The organism is Bacillus carboniphilus (genome assembly GCF_039522365.1).
GTDB lineage: Bacteria > Bacillota > Bacilli > Bacillales > JC228 > Bacillus_BF > Bacillus_BF carboniphilus.
This window is the reverse complement of the sequence record NZ_BAAADJ010000006.1, coordinates 141,063-164,958: the sequence shown is the minus strand read 5'-3', so window position 1 is coordinate 164,958 and position 23,896 is coordinate 141,063. Positions and strand designations below refer to the sequence as shown.

Annotated in this window: 18 protein-coding genes; 15 read left to right on the top strand and 3 right to left on the bottom strand. The window is 41.0% G+C overall.

Annotated elements, in window-relative coordinates; translation table 11 throughout:
- Nucleotides 1-400: 400 nt before the first annotated feature.
- Complete coding sequence (locus ABDZ91_RS04325) at nucleotides 401-2,488, bottom strand: transglycosylase domain-containing protein (RefSeq protein ID WP_343796681.1); 2,088 nt, start codon at nucleotides 2,486-2,488, stop codon at nucleotides 401-403.
- A 664-nt stretch (nucleotides 2,489-3,152) separates the two neighbouring features.
- Here ABDZ91_RS04325 and speE point away from each other — a divergent pair.
- The 6 genes from speE to ABDZ91_RS04295 all read left to right on the top strand — a co-directional run bounded on the left by speE (nucleotide 3,153) and on the right by ABDZ91_RS04295 (nucleotide 8,100).
- Nucleotides 3,153-3,983 (top strand): spermidine synthase, encoded by an 831-nt coding sequence (gene speE, locus ABDZ91_RS04320; protein ID WP_343796680.1) that lies wholly within the window; start codon nucleotides 3,153-3,155, stop codon nucleotides 3,981-3,983.
- Nucleotides 3,984-4,003: 20 nt separating this feature from the next.
- Nucleotides 4,004-4,876, top strand: coding sequence for an agmatinase (gene speB, locus ABDZ91_RS04315; RefSeq protein WP_343796678.1), 873 nt, complete (start codon nucleotides 4,004-4,006; stop codon nucleotides 4,874-4,876).
- A 352-nt stretch (nucleotides 4,877-5,228) separates the two neighbouring features.
- Nucleotides 5,229-5,660 (top strand): YwiB family protein, encoded by a 432-nt coding sequence (locus ABDZ91_RS04310; RefSeq protein WP_343796676.1) that lies wholly within the window; start codon nucleotides 5,229-5,231, stop codon nucleotides 5,658-5,660.
- Nucleotides 5,657-7,324: an arginine--tRNA ligase gene (gene argS, locus ABDZ91_RS04305; RefSeq protein ID WP_343796674.1), complete on the top strand. Its 1,668-nt coding sequence runs from the start codon at nucleotides 5,657-5,659 to the stop codon at nucleotides 7,322-7,324. Before ABDZ91_RS04310 ends, argS begins: the two co-directional genes overlap by 4 nt.
- 107 nt (nucleotides 7,325-7,431) lie before the next feature.
- Entirely contained in the window at nucleotides 7,432-7,554 is a 123-nt protein-coding gene (locus ABDZ91_RS04300) for a hypothetical protein (protein ID WP_343796672.1), read from the top strand.
- A 366-nt stretch (nucleotides 7,555-7,920) separates the two neighbouring features.
- Entirely contained in the window at nucleotides 7,921-8,100 is a 180-nt protein-coding gene (locus ABDZ91_RS04295) for a XapX domain-containing protein (protein WP_343796670.1), read from the top strand.
- A gap of 16 nt (nucleotides 8,101-8,116) precedes the next feature.
- Here ABDZ91_RS04295 and uvsE read toward each other — a convergent pair whose 3' ends face one another.
- Nucleotides 8,117-9,070, bottom strand: coding sequence for a UV DNA damage repair endonuclease UvsE (gene uvsE, locus ABDZ91_RS04290; protein ID WP_343796668.1), 954 nt, complete (start codon nucleotides 9,068-9,070; stop codon nucleotides 8,117-8,119).
- Between the two features lie 14 nt (nucleotides 9,071-9,084).
- Complete coding sequence (gene cls / locus ABDZ91_RS04285; protein WP_343796666.1) at nucleotides 9,085-10,287, bottom strand: cardiolipin synthase; 1,203 nt, start codon at nucleotides 10,285-10,287, stop codon at nucleotides 9,085-9,087.
- Nucleotides 10,288-10,583: 296 nt separating this feature from the next.
- Between cls and ABDZ91_RS04280 the strand changes: the two genes are divergently transcribed.
- The 9 genes from ABDZ91_RS04280 (at nucleotide 10,584) to rpoE (ending at nucleotide 23,465) form a co-directional block, all read left to right on the top strand.
- Nucleotides 10,584-12,695, top strand: a complete 2,112-nt coding sequence (locus tag ABDZ91_RS04280; RefSeq protein ID WP_343796665.1) for a heterodisulfide reductase-related iron-sulfur binding cluster — start codon at nucleotides 10,584-10,586, stop codon at nucleotides 12,693-12,695.
- 207 nt (nucleotides 12,696-12,902) lie between these two features.
- Nucleotides 12,903-14,084 (top strand): acetyl-CoA C-acetyltransferase, encoded by a 1,182-nt coding sequence (locus ABDZ91_RS04275; RefSeq protein ID WP_343796663.1) that lies wholly within the window; start codon nucleotides 12,903-12,905, stop codon nucleotides 14,082-14,084.
- Between the two features lie 418 nt (nucleotides 14,085-14,502).
- Complete coding sequence (locus tag ABDZ91_RS04270; RefSeq protein ID WP_343796661.1) at nucleotides 14,503-15,357, top strand: 3-hydroxybutyryl-CoA dehydrogenase; 855 nt, start codon at nucleotides 14,503-14,505, stop codon at nucleotides 15,355-15,357.
- Nucleotides 15,358-15,694: 337 nt separating this feature from the next.
- Nucleotides 15,695-16,831, top strand: coding sequence for an acyl-CoA dehydrogenase (locus tag ABDZ91_RS04265; RefSeq protein ID WP_343796659.1), 1,137 nt, complete (start codon nucleotides 15,695-15,697; stop codon nucleotides 16,829-16,831).
- 26 nt (nucleotides 16,832-16,857) lie between these two features.
- Nucleotides 16,858-18,000, top strand: coding sequence for an acyl-CoA dehydrogenase (locus ABDZ91_RS04260; protein ID WP_343796657.1), 1,143 nt, complete (start codon nucleotides 16,858-16,860; stop codon nucleotides 17,998-18,000).
- Nucleotides 18,001-18,048: 48 nt separating this feature from the next.
- Entirely contained in the window at nucleotides 18,049-18,675 is a 627-nt protein-coding gene (locus ABDZ91_RS04255) for a TetR/AcrR family transcriptional regulator (protein WP_343796656.1), read from the top strand.
- 412 nt (nucleotides 18,676-19,087) lie between these two features.
- Nucleotides 19,088-22,348, top strand: coding sequence for a fused isobutyryl-CoA mutase/GTPase IcmF (gene icmF, locus ABDZ91_RS04250; protein WP_343796654.1), 3,261 nt, complete (start codon nucleotides 19,088-19,090; stop codon nucleotides 22,346-22,348).
- A 166-nt stretch (nucleotides 22,349-22,514) separates the two neighbouring features.
- Nucleotides 22,515-22,748 carry a hypothetical protein gene (locus tag ABDZ91_RS04245; RefSeq protein WP_343796652.1) on the top strand — a complete coding sequence of 78 codons (234 nt, stop codon included), beginning with the start codon at nucleotides 22,515-22,517 and terminating at the stop codon, nucleotides 22,746-22,748.
- Between the two features lie 138 nt (nucleotides 22,749-22,886).
- Entirely contained in the window at nucleotides 22,887-23,465 is a 579-nt protein-coding gene (gene rpoE, locus ABDZ91_RS04240) for a DNA-directed RNA polymerase subunit delta (protein WP_343796650.1), read from the top strand.
- Nucleotides 23,466-23,896: the final 431 nt, after the last annotated feature.

Here is a 23,896-nt window from a genome sequence, read left to right as displayed (position 1 = left end):
AACGATATGAATTTTTACGTCAATCATAGTTGAACCGCCGTATACCGAACGGTACGTACGGTGGTGTGAGAGGTCGGGGGTTAGTCACCCCCTCCTACTCGATTTTTCATTTTTGTATTTATTAACCGGCTTTTTTAAAATAAGAAGGTTTTTGGTTGTTGTAAGTGGTTAAAAGATGATTATTCATGCTATTACATGCTTTGTTTATTGGTAATTAGGAGGGGCGGGGTGTGTGATTGCTTTAACTTGGCTAGAAACCCGAGTCGTTAGTGCGGAAAATTGATTTTGAGTGCGGAAAGGTGAAATTGAGTGCGAAAAATCCAATTTGAGTGCGGCCCCGGGGTCCGGTGTGACATGACATAAAACAAAAAAGCCAGCACCTATAAAAGTGCTAGCCTCCCTAAATCCAATCAAACAATTTCTTATACCAAGGCCTATCCTTGCCATCAGGTTGCTCTTTTGGTTCCGTCTTCGGTTCTGGATTTTCCTCTATTCTGTGTTCGATATGTTCAATACAGTAAGTAGTAGGCTCTGTACCGGCTTTAAAATAGGTCAGCCTCGATACAGGACAGCTCTCTGTAGCCAGTTTTCCGTTATCAGGGTCCACATATACTCCGACTACACCTTTGGTCGGTACAAAGGTTTTAACCGGCTCTTTTTCTAATGCCTTTTCCATAAAATCAATCCATATATTTTTGGCATACAGCTTTTCTGCGGTCAACGTAATTTCTTGATTATCATCATACCCTGTCCACACCCCAGCTGTGAGGCCAGGAGAAAAGCCAATCATCCAGCTATCCGTATCCGTTGAACCTGATTTACCCGCATACGGTCGCGTCATTTCATTGATAATCGAACTTCCCGTTACACGAGCGTAATCATTCAATTTAGGATCGAACATACCTCTTAAGAGATGGGACATGACAAAGGCTAAGTCATGGTCCAGTACTTGCGTGTCTTCTTGCTCTTTTTCGTATAATACCTCACCTTTGTGATTTACTACTTTTTTAATAAAAGTAGGTTCAATCTTTTTTCCACCATTTGCAAACATGCTGTAGGCATTCACCATTTCAACGACACGCACTCCAGATGTCCCGAGAGCAAGGGAAGGAACAAGATCCATCTTTGATGAAATCCCAAACTTTTTCGCTGTATCTACTAGAACTTCTTCACCTAAGAAGAGATGGGTTTTTACAGCAAAGACATTATCTGAAAGTGCTAATGCTTGAGCTAGGGTAATCTCCTCATTTGCATAATGATTATTAAAGTTGTGTGGTGTATATTCGGCACGGCCTTCATCGTACTTGAAAGTAGTGACCTCACTCTTCATCGTTGTAGAAGGGGTAAACCCTCTTTCAATAGCTGCATAGTACAAGAGTGGCTTTATTGTTGAACCTGGTTGTCGTAACGCTTGATAGGCTCGATTGTAACTGCTTTTCACATAGTCACGTCCACCCACTAATGCTTTTACATAACCTGTAGCCGGATCCATCGCAACAAACCCCACCTGCATAGCGGACTGATCCGACATATTATAATTTATGACCTCTTCAGCTATTTGCTGCAAGTTGGAATCAATGGTGGTATAGACCGTTAATCCGCCAAGTGCAATGGTTTCCTCACTAATCTTCAGCTTATTAACGAGCTCAGACCGAACAATATCCTGAAAGTAAGGAGCAAACCCATTTTGCTTATGTGGGTGCTGGCCGACTAGAGTTAGTTCTTCTTTAGCAGCAAGATCAGCCTGCTCTTTCGTAATATATCCGTTCTCAACCATAGAACGGAGAATGAGCTCCTGTCTTTTCTTGGCTTTTTCAAAATTATCTGTGGGTGAATAATGACTTGGCCCCTTTGGTATTCCGGATAACATGGCAGCTTCTGCAAGAGTCAGTCGCTCTGCATTTTTACCAAAATAATATTGGCTGGCAGCTTGGATCCCATATGCACCATGACCATAGTAAATCGTATTAAGGTACCCTTCTAAAATTTCTTCCTTAGAGTAGCTCATCTCAAGACGTACAGCGTAAAAGGCTTCCGCTAACTTTCGTTTCCATGTCTTATCGTGGCCTAAATATAGGTTTCGAGCATACTGTTGGGTAATGGTGCTAGCTCCCTGTACCATAGACATCGCTTTGATATCGGCCAAGGCAGCCCCGGCAATTCTCTTTAAATCAAAACCGTTATGGTCATAAAAATTCCGGTCTTCAATCGAAATCGTAGCGTGTTGGACATGGTCTGAAATATCATCTAACGGAATCCAATACCGAATCTCACCTTGAGGATTGGTGGCTCCAAAAATGTGCCCATCATCTGCCACAAATAAAGAGGACTTCGACACCACGAGGGGAGGTGGACCAAGTACTTTGGCATATATAAAAATAGCACTGACCGTCATAAAACCTATTACCGTAGCAAGTAAAGCTAAAAAAAACAAAGCTCTCGCATACCGCTTCGTTCGTTCAAAATGATTACCCGTCAACACTTCCATCGTACGTTCACCTCTCTCTAGTGACAATATTTTCCGCTAATCCATCATCCTTTATTCTCATTTTGGAAAAAAAGGACTCAATTTAAACATTTTGCAAATTTTTATATTGAATTTTTGCTAGTTTAGACTATACTTTTTCTCAGTGTGTTAAATCGAAAAGCGGAGATGGCTTGCTCAGGACCGACAAGCACAAGGCTAGCCTCGTCGTGGCGTTCTTTGCCACGAGAGGATAGACTTGTGACTCGAGGTCCTAGCCATCGCAGCTAGACAAAAAATACACCATCAACATGAAATGCAACAATAGACCATAGATTCAATTCAATTTGAATTCCTGTGTTTGTAATGAAGTACATAGGGAATCATTTGAAAGAGAAGTCTTATGATTGGACATAAATAACATAATAGAAGCTGCCTTCGTAAAGATTGTTGTTTATCACTTATAGTTAAAGCAGTAGTTGATTGGAGTGGAAGGTGCTTGACTCCTGTGGGAGGAAGGGACAAGGGAGACCCCGCAGGAGCGACAGCGACGAGGAGGCTCCCGGACCGCCCACGGAAAGCAAGCACCTGCAACGGAAATCAACGGCTATAGTTTGTAAGTTTAAGCTATGTATAAAGAACCAACAAAGTATGCGAAAATAGTGTAATTAAAGAAAGGATGAGTATCATGGGAGGATTTTGGTTTACTGAAAAACAAACAGAAAACTTCGGAATTACAATGAAAGTAAAAAAGACTCTACATTCAGAGCAAACTGAATTTCAACAATTAGATATGGTAGAAACAGAAGAATGGGGCAACATGCTTCTTTTAGATGGAATGGTCATGACAAACCAAAAAGACGAATGGGTTTATCATGAAATGGTAGCGCATGTTCCATTATTTACGCACCCGAACCCTGAAAATGTACTAGTTGTGGGTGGAGGAGACGGTGGAGTCATCCGTGAAGTGTTGAAGCACCCAAGTGTCAAGAAAGCGACACTAGTGGATATTGACGGGAAAGTAATTGAGTACTCAAAAAAATATCTACCTGAGATTGCTGGTAAATTAGATGATCCTAGAGTTGACGTTCAAGTGGATGACGGCTTCATGCATATTGCTAAAAGCGAAAACGAATATGATGTCATCATGGTTGACTCGACTGAACCAGTTGGTCCAGCAGTGAACTTGTTCTCCAAAGGTTTTTACGCGGGAATTTCAAAGGCATTAAAGGAAGACGGAATTTTCGTTGCACAAACGGACAACCCATGGTTTACACCAGACTTAATTCGTCAAGTGCAGAAGGATGTTAAAGAAATCTTCCCAATCACTAAACTATATACAGCAAATATTCCAACCTATCCAAGTGGACTTTGGACATTTACGATTGGATCTAAAAAGTATGATCCACTAGCTGTTGAAGATAGCCGATTCCATGATATTGATACAAAGTATTATACAAAAGAGCTACATAAAGCTTGCTTTGTTTTACCAAAGTTTGTGAAAGATTTAATCGAGTAGGTTTCTGGGGAGTGAAGACAATGCGTTTTGATGAAGCATATTCAGGAAATGTGTTTATAAAAAGCCATCCGAGTTACGAGGAAAGCAAGGCTGTTATCTACGGTATGCCAATGGATTGGACCGTTAGCTTTCGTCCCGGGTCCCGTTTTGGTCCAGCTCGAATTCGTGAAGTATCTTTAGGGTTAGAAGAATATAGCCCATACTTAGACAAGCATTTAGAAGAAGTGAAGTACTTTGATGCGGGTGACATTCCGTTACCATTCGGAAACCCACAAAGAAGTTTAGATCTCATTGAAGAGTATGTGGGCCAGCTTTTAGATGCAGGCAAGTTTCCAGTTGGTTTAGGTGGAGAGCATCTATGCACATGGCCGGTTTTTAAAGCCATCCATAAAAAATACCCTGACTTTGCCGTTATTCATATTGATGCACATGCTGACTTAAGAGAAGAGTATGAAGGGGAGCCTTTATCTCATTCTACTCCAATCCGTAAAGTTTGCGGCCTTATCGGACCTGAAAATGTGTATTCATTTGGAATCCGTTCTGGTATGAGAGAAGAGTTCCAATATGCAAAAGAGTCTGGTATGTATATGGCGAAGTTCGATGTAGCAGCTCCTTTAAAGGAAGTTTTACCTAAGCTAGCGGGCAGAAATGTATACGTAACGATTGATATCGATGTGTTAGACCCAGCTCATGCACCTGGAACAGGAACAGCTGAAGCAGGAGGAATCTCCTCCAAAGAGCTACTTGAAGCCATTACAATGATCGCAAACTCCGACATCAACGTTGTGGGAGCAGACATTGTGGAAGTAGCACCAGCGTATGACCCATCCGAACAAACACAAATAGCAGCCAGTAAGTTTTTGAGGGAAATTTTGTTGGGCTGGGTAAAATAAAGAGAGAGAATGAAGCACCCGGTAGATAGCTTTGTGAATCGGGTGCTTCTTTTTGTTTGTGTTTGAGTTCGGATAAAGGGTGTGAGAGTTCGGATAAAGGGTGTCTGAGTTCGGATAAAGGGTGCGTGAGTTCGGATAAAGGGTGTCTGAGTTCGGATAAAAGGTGTGAGAGTTCGGATAAATGGAGTCTGAGTTCTGATAAATGGTTCCTAAGGTTAGATAATAGTCGGTCAACGATTGAAAATAAAGAATTTTTTGCTTCGAAAACGCATTCCGTTGGTCTAGTTTGCGATTCACAATAAAAATCTTTATACTTATATAGTTATAATAGGTGGACGCAGGAGGTTTTTCTTTGACTGCCAACGATCAAGAAGTCAAAATAACACTTCAAAATGAAATTAAACGAGACCAAGAAGTTGAACGGTATGAATTGACGGTATGGGGTCAATATTTTAAAAAAGCAGGTAGTGAGTTTTTAAAATACGAAGAGGCCCATGAAGAAGGGACCGTAAAAACGATTTTAAAATGGAAAGATGGGTATGCGCTTTTATTAAGAAGTGGGGCCGTTTCTATGCGTTTAGAGCATCGCCTAGATGAAACAACGCGAGGACACTATGAACATGTGTATGGAACGATACCAATCGCAGCCCACACATCTGAAATTAACCATCAGACAAAGGATAATAATCAGCATACTTTGAAACTGGAGTATGCTCTTTCGATGCAGGAGTCATTCATCGGTACATATAAAATGACATTTTCGTTTCAGGAGGAAAAGGCATGAGTATTGTCGATCAAGTACAAGAACAAATTAAGCTAGAAATTAAAAATGCCGTTGTGAAGGCGGGGCTAGCGAACGAAGAGGACATTCCAGAAGTCATTCTAGAGACCCCTAAGGAAAAATCTCACGGGGATTACGCTACAAATATGGCTATGCAATTAGCGAGAGTTGCGAAAAAGGCCCCAAAACTGATTGCAGAAGGGATTCAAGAGAACTTCGACTTGGGTAAAACTTCAGTTGAAAAGATTGAAATCGCAGGTCCAGGTTTTATAAACTTTCATTTAAATAATGGCTATTTAACGGAGCTCGTTCCAACGATTCTTAAAGCTGGCGAGCAATATGGTGAAACGAATGTAGGGCAAGGAAGAAAGGTACAAGTCGAGTTTGTTTCTGCTAACCCAACGGGAGATTTACACCTTGGACATGCTAGAGGAGCAGCGGTAGGAGATTCACTATGTAATGTCCTCTCAAAAGCAGGCTATGATGTTTCTCGTGAATATTACATAAACGATGCGGGGAACCAAATTCATAACTTAGCTTTATCAGTAGAGACACGCTATTTCCAAGCTCTAGGACATGACCGCGAAATGCCTGAGGATGGATATCACGGGGAAGACATCGTACAAATTGGGAAGAAACTAGCGGAAGAGTTCGGCAATCAATACGCTGAAATGGATGAAAAAGAGCGTTATAAACACTTTAGAGAATACGGATTAAAGTATGAGTTGGAAAAACTAAAGGTGGATTTGGAAAACTTCCGTGTAAAATTTGATGTTTGGTATTCTGAAACGTCCCTTTATGAAAATGGGAAAATTGATGAGACGCTGGCAGAGCTTAAGAAGACCGGTCACATTTTTGAAGAAGGTGGAGCCGTTTGGTTCCGTTCGACACAATTTGGTGACGATAAAGACCGTGTTCTTGTTAAAAATGATGGCACATACACGTATTTGACACCGGACATTGCCTATCATCAAGACAAATTTGCTCGTGGTTTTGACACGTTAATTAACATTTGGGGAGCGGACCATCATGGATACATTCCAAGAATGAAAGCGGCAATGGAAGCACTTGGTCACAATCCAGATGATTTAGAGGTTGAAGTCATTCAACTCGTCCATTTATATAAAAATGGTGAAAAAATGAAAATGAGTAAGCGTACAGGAAAAGCTGTTACAATGCGTGAGCTCGTGGAGGAAGTAGGCTTAGATGCAGTCCGTTACTTCTTTGCGATGAGAAGTGGAGACACGCACATGGACTTCGATTTGGATCTAGCTGTATCTGAATCGAATGAAAATCCAGTGTACTATGCTCAATATGCACATGCTCGTATCTCAAGTATCTTACGTCAAGCTGAAGAAATGGGTATGACAGCTGAAGGTGCGGATTTTTCATTGATCGGCAGTGAAAAGGAAATTGAACTGCTGAAAAAGCTAGGTGACTTCCCTCAAGTGGTGGGAGAAGCAGCGACAAGAAGAATCCCTCACCGTATTGCCAATTATATTCAAGAGCTTTCTTCAGCTTTCCACAGTTTTTACAACAGTGACAAAGTACTGGATTCTGAAAATGTAGAAGTGAGTAAGGCGAGATTAGCGCTAATCCAAGCAGTTCGCGTAACATTGAGAAATGCACTTAAATTGATTGGTGTATCGGCTCCAGAAAAGATGTAAATTTTAAAGCCAGAAACAGTAGGTTGAATGCTGTTTCTGGTTTTTTGTTATGTGGGTTTGTGGCTGTGATTTTTTATAAAATTGTATGTTTTTGGCGGTTTTTTTCCTTGAGTTGGTTAATTTCAATGTTTTTGGTTGTTGGAAATGGTGTATATGATGTAGATTATCTGGTTTTAGGGGTTTTAGAAGGTGGGTTGATTGGAAATTGGGTATGGGTGAGTGGTCGTTAGTGCGAAAAGTGAATTTTGAGTGCGAATCTTTAGTTTTGAGTGCGAAAAATCGGTTTTAAGTGCGGAAAGTTGAATTTGAGTGCAATTCTTGGTTTGAGTGCGAAAATCACACTCTTTAGTGCGAAAACTCACCGTTTGAGTGCGAAAATTCAGATTTGAGTGCGGCAGCCATGCATCCACCGCAAATTCAGATTTGAGTACGGAAACCCCACCTTATCCAAAGTTCCACCCCTCCCTGCACGTGAAATTCAAAATAAACATCTAACCTCCCCCACTAAAGAATATGAATGAAAGTGTATAAAAAAGCCAACCTACTAAAGATTAGTGTATGAAGCTGTACCAATTGAACAAGGAGGCACCACCAGTATGAAAGAGATCATTTTAGCCTTATTGAGCGGGTTTATCGTAGGAGTGGTATTCGGAGGGCTCCGGTTACCGATTCCAGCTCCACCTGCATTTGCTGGAGTAGCCGGAATTATTGGCATCTACTTAGGGTTTAAATTTATGTTATGGATAGGTCCACATTTTTTAACCTGGTTTAAATAAGGGAGCCATTCCAAGCTCACAAACGAATGGCCCCACCGCGAATTCTTTTCACTCCTCTAATTCGACTAATATCTTCGACTAGTCTAAAGAGAGCGAGGTCCTTTGCCTTTGCCTCAATCATAATATCAACATCCTGATCCATATCTTTTAAAACCGATAAGAGTGGTTTCATAAACTCTACATCTACATAATCAGCATGAGCTCTATATTGTTTATCTGATTTCGGAGAGGAGATATGGATCTTTGGTGGTTGATTCGCTTTTTTCCACGTTTCAAAAATGTCTGGAATGATTGTCTCAATCGTTTCATCGCCAGGGTTTTCCATGTGATGGTGGTAATCAAACACAAAAGGAATCCCTTCTTTCTGGCATACTTGAAGAGTTTCCCTTGCCGTATAGGTTTTATCATCGTTCTCAAGAGTCATGATTTCTTTAATATGGGAAGGAAGAGACTTCAGATTCTGGTGAAACCTTTTTAATGTATTTTCTTTATCTCCGTATGTACCCCCGATGTGAATGTTAATCACACTACTTTTCTCAATCCCCATTGCTTCCAACATTCGATAGTGGTATTCCATATCTATAACAGCATTTTTCGTTACTTCTTCTCGAGGACTTGTAAACAGAGTGAATTGGTTTGGATGAAAGCTTGTTCGAAGCCCGTATTTCTCAACAAACGTCCCGACTTCTTTCCACTTGTCCTGAAAGGGTGACATAAAATCCCACAGTACGTCTGGATGGGTAGCTAGTGGCACAATGGAACTAGACATACGATACACTTCGATGCCATTTGCCACAATAAAATAAAGAATGCGAAGTGTGTGGTCAATATTTTTTTCAGTAATGGAGAGGAGCTTTTGCTCACGGTCTGAAGCGGGCAGTGCCTTGTATCTTGTAAAGGTAAGGGTGCTAGAAGGGGTTACCTCCCATAGGCTGAGTGTATTCGCCACAAAGCCAAATCGAATTTCCATGATATCTCCTCTCCTTATAGAAAGTGCGACAGCCATTTTGCAAGAATCTCTTTAATGGAACGAAAAAAGTTCCGTTCATTTAGTGTATCCAGAGATAATCGACTAGATTGACTAATATCCTGTAATAGATAATTCTTTGCTTCTTGCACAAAGGATGGATCGGTTATGTAGCAGTTTAGCTCATGATTCAAGAATAAACTTCTTTTATCGAAATTGGCGGTTCCGATGTCACATACTTTATCATCTCGAATGAGGATTTTTGCGTGAAAAAATCCATTCTCAAACTGGTAAACAACGGCCCCTTTTTTTAGTAGAATTCGAAAAAAACGATAGGACGCCTCCTGCACAAGCATGTGGTCACTATTTTTCGGAACAATAATGGTTAGTTTTACACCTCTGTCGATTGCAGCAAGAAGTGCACGAAATAAATCTGGGCTAGGAATAAAGTAAGGACTCCCAATATATAATGACTTCTGAGCTTGATTGATAAAATCAATGAAAATGGGCTCAAGGTCAACGCCTTCCGTTGCTGAAAAGCGATGGTGCGATTGTCCCTTTGGAATCTCTGGGTAGAAACGGGCATCATCTTTCACGCTTTTTTTCGTCGCTTCTTTCCAATCCGTTAAAAATTGGAGTTGGAGATCATGGACCCCTTCTCCTTGAAGCTTCAGATGGTAATCTCGCCAAGGTGAGAGTTTAGGGTCACCTCCGATATACTCTTTGCCGATATTATAGCCACCGAAGAAACCAATTTTTCCATCAATCACGGTAATTTTCCGATGATTTCTTTCCTGCATGGTATAGAAGAAAAATGGAAAATGCGGGACATGACAAAACGAGACTTCAATGTTGTGGCGTCTTAACCGTCTTATCGTTTTCTTTTTTAAACCAAATGCTCCAGCCCAGTCCAGCAAAAGCCGTACTTCGATTCCTTCCTCTGCTTTTTCTTCAAGCAGTTGAAAAAAGTGTTCACTAAAGGCATCATTTTGAACAATGTAGAATAAGACATGAATATGATCCTTGGCTGCTCTTATTTCCTTAAAAAGATCTTCAAACAAATCAGTACCTCTATTGAACAATTGAAAATCACTGTATCTCTCAGAAAAATGAAGATTTTCGTGCTTTTTAACATGACGCTTTCGGCCTAGTGTAAAATCAATGGCGATCCATAGGAAAAGAAGAAAAAATACAAAACCTATCATAATGAAAAAGATCATGTTTAAAAGCCTCACTTTTTTAAGACTTAGGTTCATGTAAAGCCTTTATAAGGCCAATCAGGATGCGAATTGTTTATGTTTGGCGTAGTTAGTATTATTCCCGAAACAACTTGTAGTAAACAAAAAGGCTACCAAGAAAGAAGATAAAAGAATAAGAAAGACGTATTGACTGAATGCTCATTCATATTATAATAAGGGTAAGGATTCAGAAAATTTATTTCATTTTGGAAAGTAAATGAAAGAACAATGGACAAATTTAGGATGATGACAGCACCTGTCGAAAAGGGGGAGACATCGTGACACCTTTGTTATGGATTAACTTGATTGCATTTTTGTTTGTAACCGCTTACGCAGTCAGTTTGTTTGTGTACGTTGTTAAAACGAGAATTGCGTTTATTAAGTTAGGAAAGAAAGTAGAGTTTGATAAAAGATTTAAGGAAAGACTTGAGAAGATTTGGGTAAACGTCTTTGGACAGAAGAAGCTATTGAAGGATAAAAAGAGTGGAATCATCCATGTTATGTTCTTCTATGGTTTCATTTTAGTTCAATTCGGCGCGATTGATTTCATTTGGAAGGGGCTTGCTCCGGGGTCTCACATTCCGTTAGGACCATTATATCCTGGTTTTACCTTCTTCCAAGAAATTGTAACTTTCATGATTCTAGTAGCCGTTGTATGGGCATTTCACCGCCGTTACGTTGAAAAGCTTGTCCGTTTAAAGCGTGGATTCAAATCAGGACTTGTACTGATATTCATTGGTGGGTTAATGCTTTCCGTTCTATTTGGTAATGGAATGGGTATGATCTGGCATGGTCATGAAGGAACTTGGACAGAGCCAATCGCATCTCTATTTGCTGGGGCTTTCGGTTGGGTCGGTGAGACAGCATCTGTCGTGTTATTTTATATCGCATGGTGGATTCACTTATTATTCTTACTTGCATTCTTGGTATACGTACCGCAGTCCAAGCACGCTCACTTAATTGCAGGTCCTGCTAACGTATTCCTTAATCGTTTAGAAAAAGGCGGTAAACTATCAAAAATTGATTTTGAAGATGAAACACAAGAGACGTTTGGAGTCGGTAAAATCCAGGACTTCACACAGAATCAGCTCGTAGACCTATATGCATGTGTGGAATGTGGACGCTGTACGAATATGTGTCCAGCGACTGGAACAGGAAAAATGCTTTCTCCAATGGATCTAATTACAAAACTTCGTGACCATTTAACAAATACAGGTGCCGTGGTTACTTCTAAGCAGCCATGGGTTCCGACCTATGCATTTTCAAAAACACAAGGAAATCAATTAGCTTTAGCAGCAGCAGGAAGCGGATCAACAGAATCGGCAGCTGCAGTGGAGTACAGCCCAAGCTTAATTGGTGACGTTATTACAGAAGAAGAAATCTGGGCTTGTACAACTTGCCGTAACTGTGAAGACCAATGTCCAGTTATGAACGAGCACGTAGATAAAATCATTGACCTTCGTCGTTACCTAGTCCTTACAGAAGGAAAAATGAATCCAGATGCGCAAAGAGCCATGACTAACATCGAACGTCAAGGAAACCCTTGGGGATTGAACCGTAAAGAAAGAGAAAACTGGCGTGAAGCGCGTGAGGATGTACAAATCCCAACAGTAAAAGAAATGAAAAAGGCAGGAGAAGAGTTTGAATATCTATTCTGGGTAGGTTCAATGGGATCATTTGATAACCGAAGCCAAAAAATCGCTCTTTCTTTTGCAAAGCTATTAAATGAAGCAGGCGTGAAGTTCGCCATCTTGGGTAACAAAGAGAAGAACTCTGGGGACACACCAAGACGACTTGGAAATGAGTTCTTATTCCAAGAGCTTGCAGCGAACAACATCGCAGAATTCGAGAAAAATGAAGTGAAGAAAATCGTAACGATTGACCCGCATGCTTATAACATCTTTAAAAATGAATACCCTGACTTCGGATTAGAAGCAGAAGTGTATCATCATACGGAAGTCTTGGCTTCCCTCGTAAAAGAAGGAAAACTGAAACCGCAGTATGCCGTAAATGAAACGATCACTTTCCATGATTCTTGTTACTTAGGAAGATACAATGAAGTGTATGATCCACCGCGTGAAATTCTAAAGGCCATTCAAGGTGTGAACCTAGTTGAAATGGATAGAAATCGTGAAAAAGGAATGTGCTGTGGTGCTGGTGGAGGACTTATGTGGATGGAAGAAGAAACGGGCCATCGCGTGAATGTCGCTCGTACAGAACAAGCATTAGCAGTAGCGCCATCTGTCATCAGTTCAGGCTGTCCATATTGCTTAACCATGCTATCAGATGGAACAAAAGCAAAAGAAGTAGAAGAAACAGTCAGTACGCTAGATGTTGCTGAAATCTTAGAGAAAGCTGTTTGTGGTGAAGGGAATCAGCTCGTGTCCTAATACAACAAAGAAAGGGGATTCGTGGAAATATTTCGACAATCCCCTTTTTTTGAATGAATATAATGGTAAAATAATAGACAAATAGAAAACGCTTACAAAACACCTCCTGGTATGGAGGATGTCTTTTGGGACGAGGTTGAGCGAGCGTTCAGTCGCAAGTTATTCGGTGGGAGAAATTTTTATAAAAAGCATAGGGAGTGAACGTACATGAGAACAGTTATTTTGGATGGGGCAAGAACGCCGATTGGTAAATTTGGTGGTGGGCTAAGTTCTTTGACAGCCTCACAGCTCGGTGGAATTGCGATTAAAGAAGCACTCAATCGCAGTGGTGTAAAGCCAGAAGAAGTCGGAGAAGTCATCATGGGTTCAGTACTACAAGGGGGCCAAGGCCAGCTTCCGTCACGCCAAGCATCTCGAAACGCGGGACTACCTTGGGAAGTAAAAACTGAGCTCATTAACAAAGTGTGTGCTTCCGGAATGAGAAGTGTCACGCTAGGAGACCAATTCATTCGTTTAGGCGAAGAAGAGGTAATTGTGGCGGGTGGAATGGAATCGATGAGCCAATCTCCGTACATCATGCCAAAAGCACGTTTCGGTTTTAGAATGGGCGATGCAGCGGTAAAAGATTTAATGCTTCATGATGGACTTACATGTAGTTTTACAGGTGGTCATATGGGTACGTACGGTAACGGCACAGCAGAGGAGTTTAATTTATCAAGAGAAGACCAAGATCGCTGGGCACTAAGAAGCCATGAGCGTGCCGTTGCTTCTAAGAGTGTTCTTGAAGAAGAAATTGTTCCCGTTGAAATCCCTCAAAAACGTGGTGCTGTTTTAACAGTAGCACAAGATGAATCGCCAAGAGCGGATACGTCATATGACAAACTAGCCAAATTAAATCCTGTCTTTGGTGCGGATGGAACGATTACAGCTGGGAACGCACCAGGTGTAAACGATGGTGCTGCAGCTCTTGTGTTAATGAGTGAAGAACGTGCTTCAAAAGAAGGTCGTACACCACTTGCTTATATCGTAGGTCATACAGCGCTAGCCATTGAAGCAAAGGACTTCCCTAAAACACCGGGCCTTGTCATTAACAAGCTTCTTGAAAAAACAGGGAAGAGTGTCGATGAAATTGATTTGTTTGAAATAAACGAGGCATTTGCTGCTGTAACACTCGCAAGTAAACAAATTGCCGGTTTAGATGAAGAGAAAATCAATGTGAATGGTGGTGCGGTTGCCCTTGGCCACCCAATCGGAGCGAGCGGGACGAGAATCATTTTAACCCTTGCTTATGAGTTGAAGAGACGTGGTGGTGGAATTGGTATCGCAGCTATTTGTAGTGGAGGCGGTCAAGGGGATGCCATTATGATTGAGGTTCCGAAGGCGAAGTAACGGACGAATTGTGACCAGAAAGTAAATGTGGTGTATTGGAAGGTAAAGTGGATGAACCGGCAAGTAAACGTGCTGGATTGGAAAGTAAAGGAGACGGACCGGCAAGTAAATGAGGTTGATTGGCAAGTAAAAGGGACGGACCGGCGAGTAAAGTTGTATGATCAGCACACAAAAGATCCCGAATGGCACAAAACGGAGCTCGAACGTCCCATAACGAGGTTGGAGTGTCCTATAAAAAGAGAGAATCGTCCCATATCGGAGCTCGAGTGTCCCATAAAGAAAGGGAACTGTCCCATACCGGAGTTCAAGTGTCCCATAATGAACCGTAACTGTCCCATACGGAAGTCCGAACGTCCCATTTTTACTCTTAAACCACCAAAACTCAACTTCCACTAAACTAAACGAGGAGCTGAATCAAATGAGTGTACAAAAAGTCATGGTAATTGGTGCAGGACAAATGGGGTCAGGGATTGCTCAAGTGTTCGCCCAATCAGGATATGATGTTATTTTAAATGATCTTAAAGCTGAATTTGTAGAACGCGGATTAGGGGTTATTACTAAAAACCTCACTCGCCAAGTGGATAAAGGGAGAATGACAGAGGACGAAAAAAATGCGGTCCTATCGAAGCTTACCCCGTCAACGACACTTGAAGATGCGAAACAAGTAGATTTAGTTGTTGAAGCTGCCGTAGAAAACATGGCAATTAAAACAGATATCTTCAAAAAACTAGATGAATTTGCACCGGAGCATGCAATCCTTGCTAGTAATACCTCTTCTCTACCGATTACAGAAATCGCTGCGGCAACGAAACGCCCTGAAAAAGTAATTGGTATGCATTTTATGAATCCAGTGCCGGTTATGAAACTGGTTGAAATCATCCGTGGCCTTGCTACAAAGGATGAAGTATATCAAACCATTGAAGACATTACGAAAACACTTCAAAAAGTACCGGTAGAAGTAAATGACTTCCCAGGCTTTGTGTCTAACCGAGTTCTCATGCCAATGATTAACGAAGCCATTTACACGTTGTATGAAGGGGTAGCGACGAAGGAAGCCATTGATGAAGTTATGAAGCTAGGAATGAACCATCCGATGGGACCGCTAACTCTAGCAGACTTTATTGGACTCGATACATGTCTATACATCATGGAAACCCTACACGAAGGCTTCGGTGACGATAAATACCGTCCATGTCCCTTGCTTAGAAAGTATGTAAAAGCGGGATGGCTAGGGAAGAAGACTGGAAGAGGTTTTTACACGTACGAACAGTAACTCACGGTTAACAAAAGGGGTATTTATATAAAAGATGATTTTTCTAGCAGTGGGGTGAACCGACTATAGTGTGGGCTGACGCAACCGGACACAGGTTCCGCTATTTCGGGAAAAATGGCCAATTTCGGAGTCCAACCGGACATAGGTTCCGTTATTGTTTAATAATAAGCTTATTTTTCACCAAAAAACTCAAAATAAGGTCTCCTGAGTCCGTTTCAACCCTCAAAACCCTTGATTTTTAGGAAATAGCGGATTGTCTGTCCGCGAACCAAGACCCGAGGCGTCTAATACCTCATCTACAGCTGAAAAATCAACACACGATACAAGGGGTGGCAACATGAAGCTGCAATTTACGGAAGAGCAACAAATGATGAGAAAGATGGTCCAGGACTTTGCTCGAGAAGAGATTGGTCCGTTTGTAGAACGCATGGAAAAAGGGGAATTTCCTAGGCCGATTCTCGATAAAATGGGCGAACTTGGACTGATGGGGATTCCAGTACCAGAGAAATATGGTGGTTCTGAAATGGATTTTACATCCTACATTATTGCTATTCATGAACTCTCTAAGATTAGTGCTACTGTAGGGGTGATTCTATCTGTTCATACATCCGTTGGTACCAATCCTATTCTATACTTTGGAACAGAAGAGCAAAAACAAAAATATATATCGAAATTAGCGACAGGTGAATATCTAGGTGCGTTCTGTTTAACGGAGCCCGGTGCCGGTTCAGATGCTGGCGGTTTAAAAACAAAGGCAGTTCTGAACGGAGATCATTATGTCTTAAATGGTACAAAAGTTTTTATCACGAACGGCGGAGAAGCTGACACATATATCGTGTTTGCTACGACGAATCCTGAACTAGGATCAAAAGGGATCACGGCTTTCATCGTGGATAAAGATACGCAAGGGCTTGTCGTGGGTAAAGACGAAAAGAAAATGGGACTTCATGGGTCTAGAACCGTTCAATTAACGTTTGAAGATATGAAGGTGCCCGTCGAAAATCGCCTAGGTGAAGAAGGAGAAGGCTTCAAAGTCGCGATGGCCAACCTCGATGTTGGGAGAATTGGGATTGCAGCTCAGGCTCTTGGAATCGCAGAATCAGCTTATGAAAAGGCTGTAGCATATTCGAAGGAACGTCATCAATTTGGAAAGCCTATTTCAGCCCAGCAAGGTGTCGGGTTTAAGCTAGCCGATATGGCAACCGCAATCGAAGCATCGAAGCTACTAATCTATCGGGCGGCTGATCTCCGTTCAAAAGGAATTCCATGTGGAATGGAAGCTTCAATGGCAAAGCTTTTTGCTTCAAAAACAGCAATGGATGTTACAACAGAGGCAATCCAAGTCTTTGGTGGCTACGGATATACAGAAGAGTACGACGTTGAGCGATATTTTAGAGATGCAAAAATCACAGAAATTTATGAAGGTACATCTGAAATACAAAGAATTGTCATAAGTAAACAGCTCTTGAGTTAATGAGCATCAAATCGGAGGGAACAGACATGAACTTTAAACTATCAGAAGAACATGAAATGATTCGCAAAATGGTTCGCGACTTTGCTCAAAATGAGGTAGCTCCAACTGCTGCTGAAAGAGATGAAGAAGAGCGATTTGACCGTGAAATTTTCGATAAAATGGCAGAACTAGGCTTAACAGGTATTCCATGGCCAGAAGAATACGGTGGAATCGGAAGCGATTATTTAGCCTATTGTATTGCTGTTGAAGAGCTATCAAGAGTGTGTGCTTCTACAGGGGTAACGTTATCTGCCCATACATCCTTAGCAGGTTGGCCTATTTACAAATTCGGTTCAGAAGAGCAAAAGCATAAGTATTTAAAACCAATGGCACAAGGAACTAGTATTGGTGCATATGGATTAACAGAACCAGGTTCAGGCTCAGATGCTGGTGGAATGAGAACGACGGCTAAAAAAGATGGAGATCACTACATCTTAAATGGGTCTAAAATTTTCATTACAAACGGTGGCATTGCGGATATCTATGTTGTTTTTGCTTTAACAGACCCAGAAAGTAAGCAAAAAGGCACAACAGCTTTCATCGTAGAAAAAGACTTCCCAGGTTTCAGTGTTGGAAAGAAAGAGAAAAAGCTAGGAATTCGTTCTTCTCCAACGACTGAAATTATCTTTGAAGATTGTAAGGTTCCAGTCGAGAACCGTTTGGGAGAAGAGGGAGAAGGCTTTAAAATTGCGATGATGACGTTAGACGGTGGTCGTAATGGTATTGCCGCTCAAGCAGTCGGTATTGCACAAGGAGCTTTAGATGCATCCATCGCTTATGCAAAAGACAGACATCAATTCGGAAAACCAATTGCCGCTCAACAAGGTATCTCTTTCAAACTTGCAGATATGGCAACAAGTATTGAGGCATCTAGACTTTTAACATATCAAGCTGCTTGGCTAGAATCGAATAACTTACCGTACGGAAAAGAATCAGCTATGTCGAAGCTGTATGCTGGAGATACAGCAATGAAGGTGACGACAGAAGCTGTTCAAGTCTTTGGTGGCTACGGATATACGAAAGAATATCCAGTGGAGAGATTTATGCGTGATGCGAAAATTACTCAAATCTATGAGGGAACACAGGAAATTCAACGCCTTGTGATCTCCCGTATGATTACAAAAGACTAAGAGATTAAAAGAAAAAATACCTCTTTATGATGCGGGGGGAAGTTTGCTGTGGCCAATAAGCGTGAGGTGCATGCCTCCGTTAAAGATGAAAAGCTAGTAAAGGTCCGACGAGACCAAATGATTAAAGGGGCAGTCTCTTTGTTTAAAGAAAAGGGATTCCACCGCACAACAACAAGAGAAATTGCAAAGGCATCTGGTTTCAGCATCGGGACCCTTTATGAATATATCGAAACAAAAGAAGACGTTCTTTATTTAGTCTGTGACAGCATTTATGAGGAAGTAAAAGAACGCCTCCAAGAATCCATTGATCCTAAACTCGGAACAATTGAAGGTCTAAAGGCGGCGGTTGAAGCCTATTTTCGAGTCATGGCAGACATGCAGGATGAGGTACTAGTCATGTACCAAGAGGCTAAGTCGTTATCCAAAGATGCCTTGCCCTACGTATTAAACAAAGAACTTCAAATGGTCCACATGTTCGAAGAAATCCTTCAAGGCTGTGTGGAGAAAAAAGAGTTAACGATGACTGAATCTGAAATTCAGTTATGTGCGCATAACATCTTCGTCCAGGGTCAAATGTGGGGCTTCAGGCGCTGGGCATTGAAGTCTAGGTTTTCTTTAGATGAATACATTCAAATGCAGACCAAGTTTGTGTTAGAAGGTATTACTAATAAATAAGAAAGCGGTTTATGTCCACTTTTGGGGATTCTGATAGAAAACTAGGACATAAAATTAGTTTATGTCCACATTTTGGGGTCAGCATACCGAAAACTAGGACATAAAATCAGTTTATGTTCACTTTTTGAGGTAAGCTCCTTGAAAACTAGGACATAAATCTGTTTTATGTTCACTTTTGGGGGTTAGCCCTTCGGAAACTAGGACATAAATCCAGTTTATGTCCACTTTTGGAGGACTGCCATCGAAAACCAGGTCATAAGTCTGGTGTATATCTAAATGATGAGTGATACAAGGCACGACCCGAGGAGGCTCGATTGTAAGTCCGCGGAAACAAAGTGTAGGAGGGCTGCGGGCCCATTTAAACAATCTGATAGTCCTAATTAAATTTAAAACGAACAAAGGGGGATGTACCATGACCACACAAATGGTTTACAAACCGAAGCATCACATCCGCTTCGTAACAGCATCAAGTTTGTTCGATGGTCACGACGCTTCCATTAACATAATGAGAAGAATTCTACAGGCAAGTGGAGTTGAAGTCATTCATCTTGGCCATAACCGTTCCGTAGAGGAAGTCGTTCAAGCTGCCATTCAAGAAGATGTTCAAGGGATTGCCATGTCTTCCTATCAAGGTGGGCACGTTGAATACTTTAAATACATGTATGACCTACTCCAAGAAAAGGGAGCAAGCCACATCCGTATTTATGGAGGTGGAGGCGGTGTCATCATTCCACGTGAAATCAAAGAGCTTCACGATTATGGAATTGCACGCATCTTTTCACCAGAGGATGGAAGAAAACACGGTCTTCAAGGCATGATTAACCAGATGCTTGAAGAGTGTGATTTCGCAACTATTCGTGATTTTGATAAGTCGATTTTAGAAAAGGTAAAGAGCGGAGAACCATCTGCTGTTGCTTCTTGTATTACCCTAGCCGAATACGGAGTGGACGAATTAGAAGCAGCGGCTGCCGTTGAATTGTTAAATGAAGTGAAGGCTTCTGCAAAGGACGTACCGGTTGTTGGGATTACGGGAACAGGAGGAGCGGGGAAAAGTTCATTAACCGATGAACTCGTTCGTCGTTTCCTTCGTGAATTACCGGAACAAAGAATTGCCATTTTATCGGTAGATCCAACCAAGCAAAAGACGGGTGGAGCTCTACTTGGAGATAGAATCCGTATGAATGCAATCTTCTCTAACCGTGTGTATATGCGTAGTTTAGCAACACGTGGGTCAAGATCAGAGCTATCATTAGCAATCAAGGATGCCATTTCAGTAGTAAAAGCTGCTGGCTTTGACCTTGTTGTCGTGGAAACAAGTGGAATCGGTCAAGGGGATGCTGAAATCACAAATATTTGTGATGTATCCATGTATGTAATGACGAGTGAGTTCGGTGCACCTTCACAACTTGAGAAGATTGACATGATTGACTTTGCTGACCTAATCGTCATCAATAAATTTGAGCGTAAAGGGTCTGAGGATGCAAGAAGGCAGGTTCAAAAGCAGTATCAAAGAAGTCGTATGCTATTTGACCAAGAACTCGATAAGATGCCTGTTTATGGTACGATTGCAAGCCAATTTAATGACCCGGGAACCAATGCACTATTTGCAGCACTAATTGAAGTCGTGAATACGAAATGCCAAAAGAACTTCACCACAACTTTTTCAAAAGATGTGGAAGTGGAAAAGCAAAATATCATCATTCCGAATGATCGCCGCTACTACTTAAGAGAAATTGCTGATACGGTCAGACGTTACCACCAAAACGCTGAGGAACAAGTAGAGATAGCTCGCCGTTTGTTCCAATTAGATGGCGCATTGGAAGCAGCAAAGGAATCTGAAGGAAACGAAGAGGTCATTCGTTCTCTGGAAGCATTAAAAGATAGAACAGAAGAAAAGCTTACACCAGAGTCTCAAAAAGTTTTAGCGAATTGGGAAAGCCTGAAAGAAAAATATAGTGCAGACCAGTTTGTAACTAAAATTAGAGACAAAGAGATCGTAACTGAACTAAAAACAAAGAGCTTATCAGGGCTTCATATCCCTAAGGTTTCCCTTCCGAAATACAAGGACTATGGAGAGATACTAAGATGGGTTTATAAAGAAAATGTTCCGGGTATGTTTCCATATACAGCAGGGGTCTTTCCGTTTAAACGTCAAGGAGAAGATCCGAAGCGTCAATTCGCTGGTGAGGGAACACCGGAAAGAACGAACCGCCGTTTCCATTATTTATCGAAAGACGATGATGCGAAACGACTTAGTACTGCCTTTGATTCAGTGACACTTTACGGTGAAGACCCTGATTATAGACCGGATATTTACGGGAAAATCGGAGAAAGTGGAGTAAGCGTTTGTACACTTGATGATATGAAAAAGCTTTACGATGGATTTGATTTATGTCATCCAATGACATCAGTGTCTATGACCATTAACGGACCTGCTCCCATTATTTTAGCGATGTTCCTCAATACAGCGATTGACCAACAAGTTCGTGAAAAAGAGGAAGAGCTAGGTCGTGTCCTTACTGTAGATGAGTTTTTACAAGTGAAGAGCCAAACGTTACAAACTGTTAGAGGTACGGTTCAAGCTGACATTTTGAAAGAAGATCAAGGTCAAAATACGTGTATCTTCTCAACCGAATTTGCGTTGAAAATGATGGGAGATATTCAACAATATTTTATCGATGAAAAGGTTCGAAATTACTATTCCGTATCTATTTCGGGTTATCATATTGCAGAAGCGGGAGCTAACCCCATTTCACAGCTAGCTTTCACACTTGCAAATGGTTTTACGTATGTAGAATACTATTTGAGCCGTGGTATGAATATTGATGACTTTGCTCCAAATCTGTCATTCTTCTTCTCAAATGGATTAGATCCAGAGTATACAGTTATTGGGCGTGTAGCGAGAAGAATTTGGTCCATTGTTATGCGTGATAAATATGGAGCAAACGAAAGAAGCCAGAAGCTGAAGTATCACATTCAAACATCTGGTCGTTCACTCCATGCTCAAGAAATAGATTTCAATGACATTCGCACAACTTTACAAGCACTTATGGCGTTACATGACAACTGTAACTCTCTTCATACCAATGCTTATGATGAAGCCATAACAACACCAACAGAGGAATCTGTACGACGTGCAATGGCGATTCAGATGATTATTACAAAAGAGCATGGCTTAACGAAAAATGAGAACCCTCTCCAAGGTTCATTCATTATTGAAGAGCTTACGGAATTAGTGGAAGAAGCCATATTAAAAGAATTTGAGCGAATCGATGATCGAGGTGGCGTACTAGGAGCTATGGAATCCCAGTACCAAAGAGGAAAAATCCAAGAGGAATCCATGTACTACGAAATGAAGAAACACTCTGGTGAACTTCCGATTATTGGCGTAAACACATACTTGAATCCTAATCCTCCTTCAGAAGAAGAGTTAGATTCAATGGAATTAGCTCGTGCAACAAAAGAAGAAAAAGAACTACAAATTCACAACCTCAAAGAATTCCAAGGAAATCATGCAAGTGAAGCAGAAGAAGCTTTGGAAAAATTAAAGCAAGTAGCATTATCTGGTGGTAATATCTTTGCTGAGTTAATGGAAACAGTAAAGGTAGCAAGCCTAGGTCAAATTACAAGAGCATTATATGAGGTTGGTGGGCAATACCGAAGAAATATGTAAGAATCTTGTTCTAATTGGCAAACTTCATGTATGGGAAGTTTGCCTTTTTTTCTCAGAACAAAACTTCTCAATAATTTTACAAACAAATAGTTTTTTTAGGTCGAAAGTTATAGTAGAGTAAAGGTAAAGAGAACGGTTTCATACTTTGAAAGGAGTGTACGGCTACATGGTCATCTGGAAATGGACTAAACAAATCATAATTGTCGCATTATTTCTTGTGGCTACACACTTTCTATATCAATTTCACTTAGGTGCAATCCCTATCTTTTTGTTCTCTTTTTACCTCTTTCACCTAGCTTGGAAAGAGATAAAAAAAGCGAAAATAGAAAAACAAGCAGCATCGCAAGAAAAGAATTCGGAACCTGATCAAGATTACGAAAAAAGAGCAAAGGCAAAATAGCGCTAGCATAAAGGTTTAGAATTTGTTTATAATGATAAATATGGATTTTGAGAGCATTTTACAGGCTCTCTTGTTTTTACATAATAAATTAGGTCTTATTATTTGATCTTATATCTCTTGGAAAGGAAGTGCGTGTTCTTGAGTCTGAAAAATTACGCAAAAGAAGAACTCCAAGAAATGTCCGCAATTGAATTGGCTCATCTATTATTGGAAGAAAAAAAGGAGCCAATGGCATTTAGTGACATGGTATCTGAGATTGCATCAATTTTAGAACGTTCTGACGAGCAAGTGCGCGAGAGAATATCTCAATTTTACACAGATGTAAATATTGATGGTCGTTTTATTTGCATCGGTGAAAATAGATGGGGTTTACGTGGTTGGTATCCGATTGACCAAATAGAAGAGGAAACAGTACCTACCATTCGTCCGAAGAAGAAAAAGGGTAAAAAGGCTACGGAAGATGAGGAAATCGTAGATGACTTTGATGATATTGATGAAGAAGATCTAGACTTTGATGATCTAGATGAAGAATATGATGAAGATGAGTTATTAGATGATGATGACGATGACGAAGAAGAAGACGAAGACTTCGACGAAATCGATGACGACGACGAAGACTTCGACGATGACGAGGTCATTGAAGAAGATGATGAGTATTTAGACGAAGATGAAGAACTAGATGAAGATGAAATAGATGAAGAGGACGATGACCTCTAAATAATCATCTTGACATCCCTATGTAGGACTTGTAGAATACTTTTTGGGCTCCTTAAAAAGGACGTTCTAAAAATGTGCACTAAGCTCCCTTACATGAAAGTGTAAGTGGGGCTTTTTTTTATTTTAAATGACTGTTTTGTAAAGGGTATTGTTTATGGATTTTATAGTTCAAGTGCAGTTGATTGGAGTGGAAGGTGCTTGACTCCGACGGGAGAAGAGGGACAAGGGAGACCCCGCAGGAGCGAAAGCGACGAGGAGGCTCCCGGACCGCCCGCGGAAAGCAAGCACCTGCAACGGAAATCAACGACCTTTGTTTAAAGAATCAACTATTGTTCAAAGAAACAATATATGCGAAAACAGCGTTTGATAAACAATCGGTTCAATAGCATAAAAAAGTATGAGTTATTTTAACTCTATAGGAAAAACTTTTT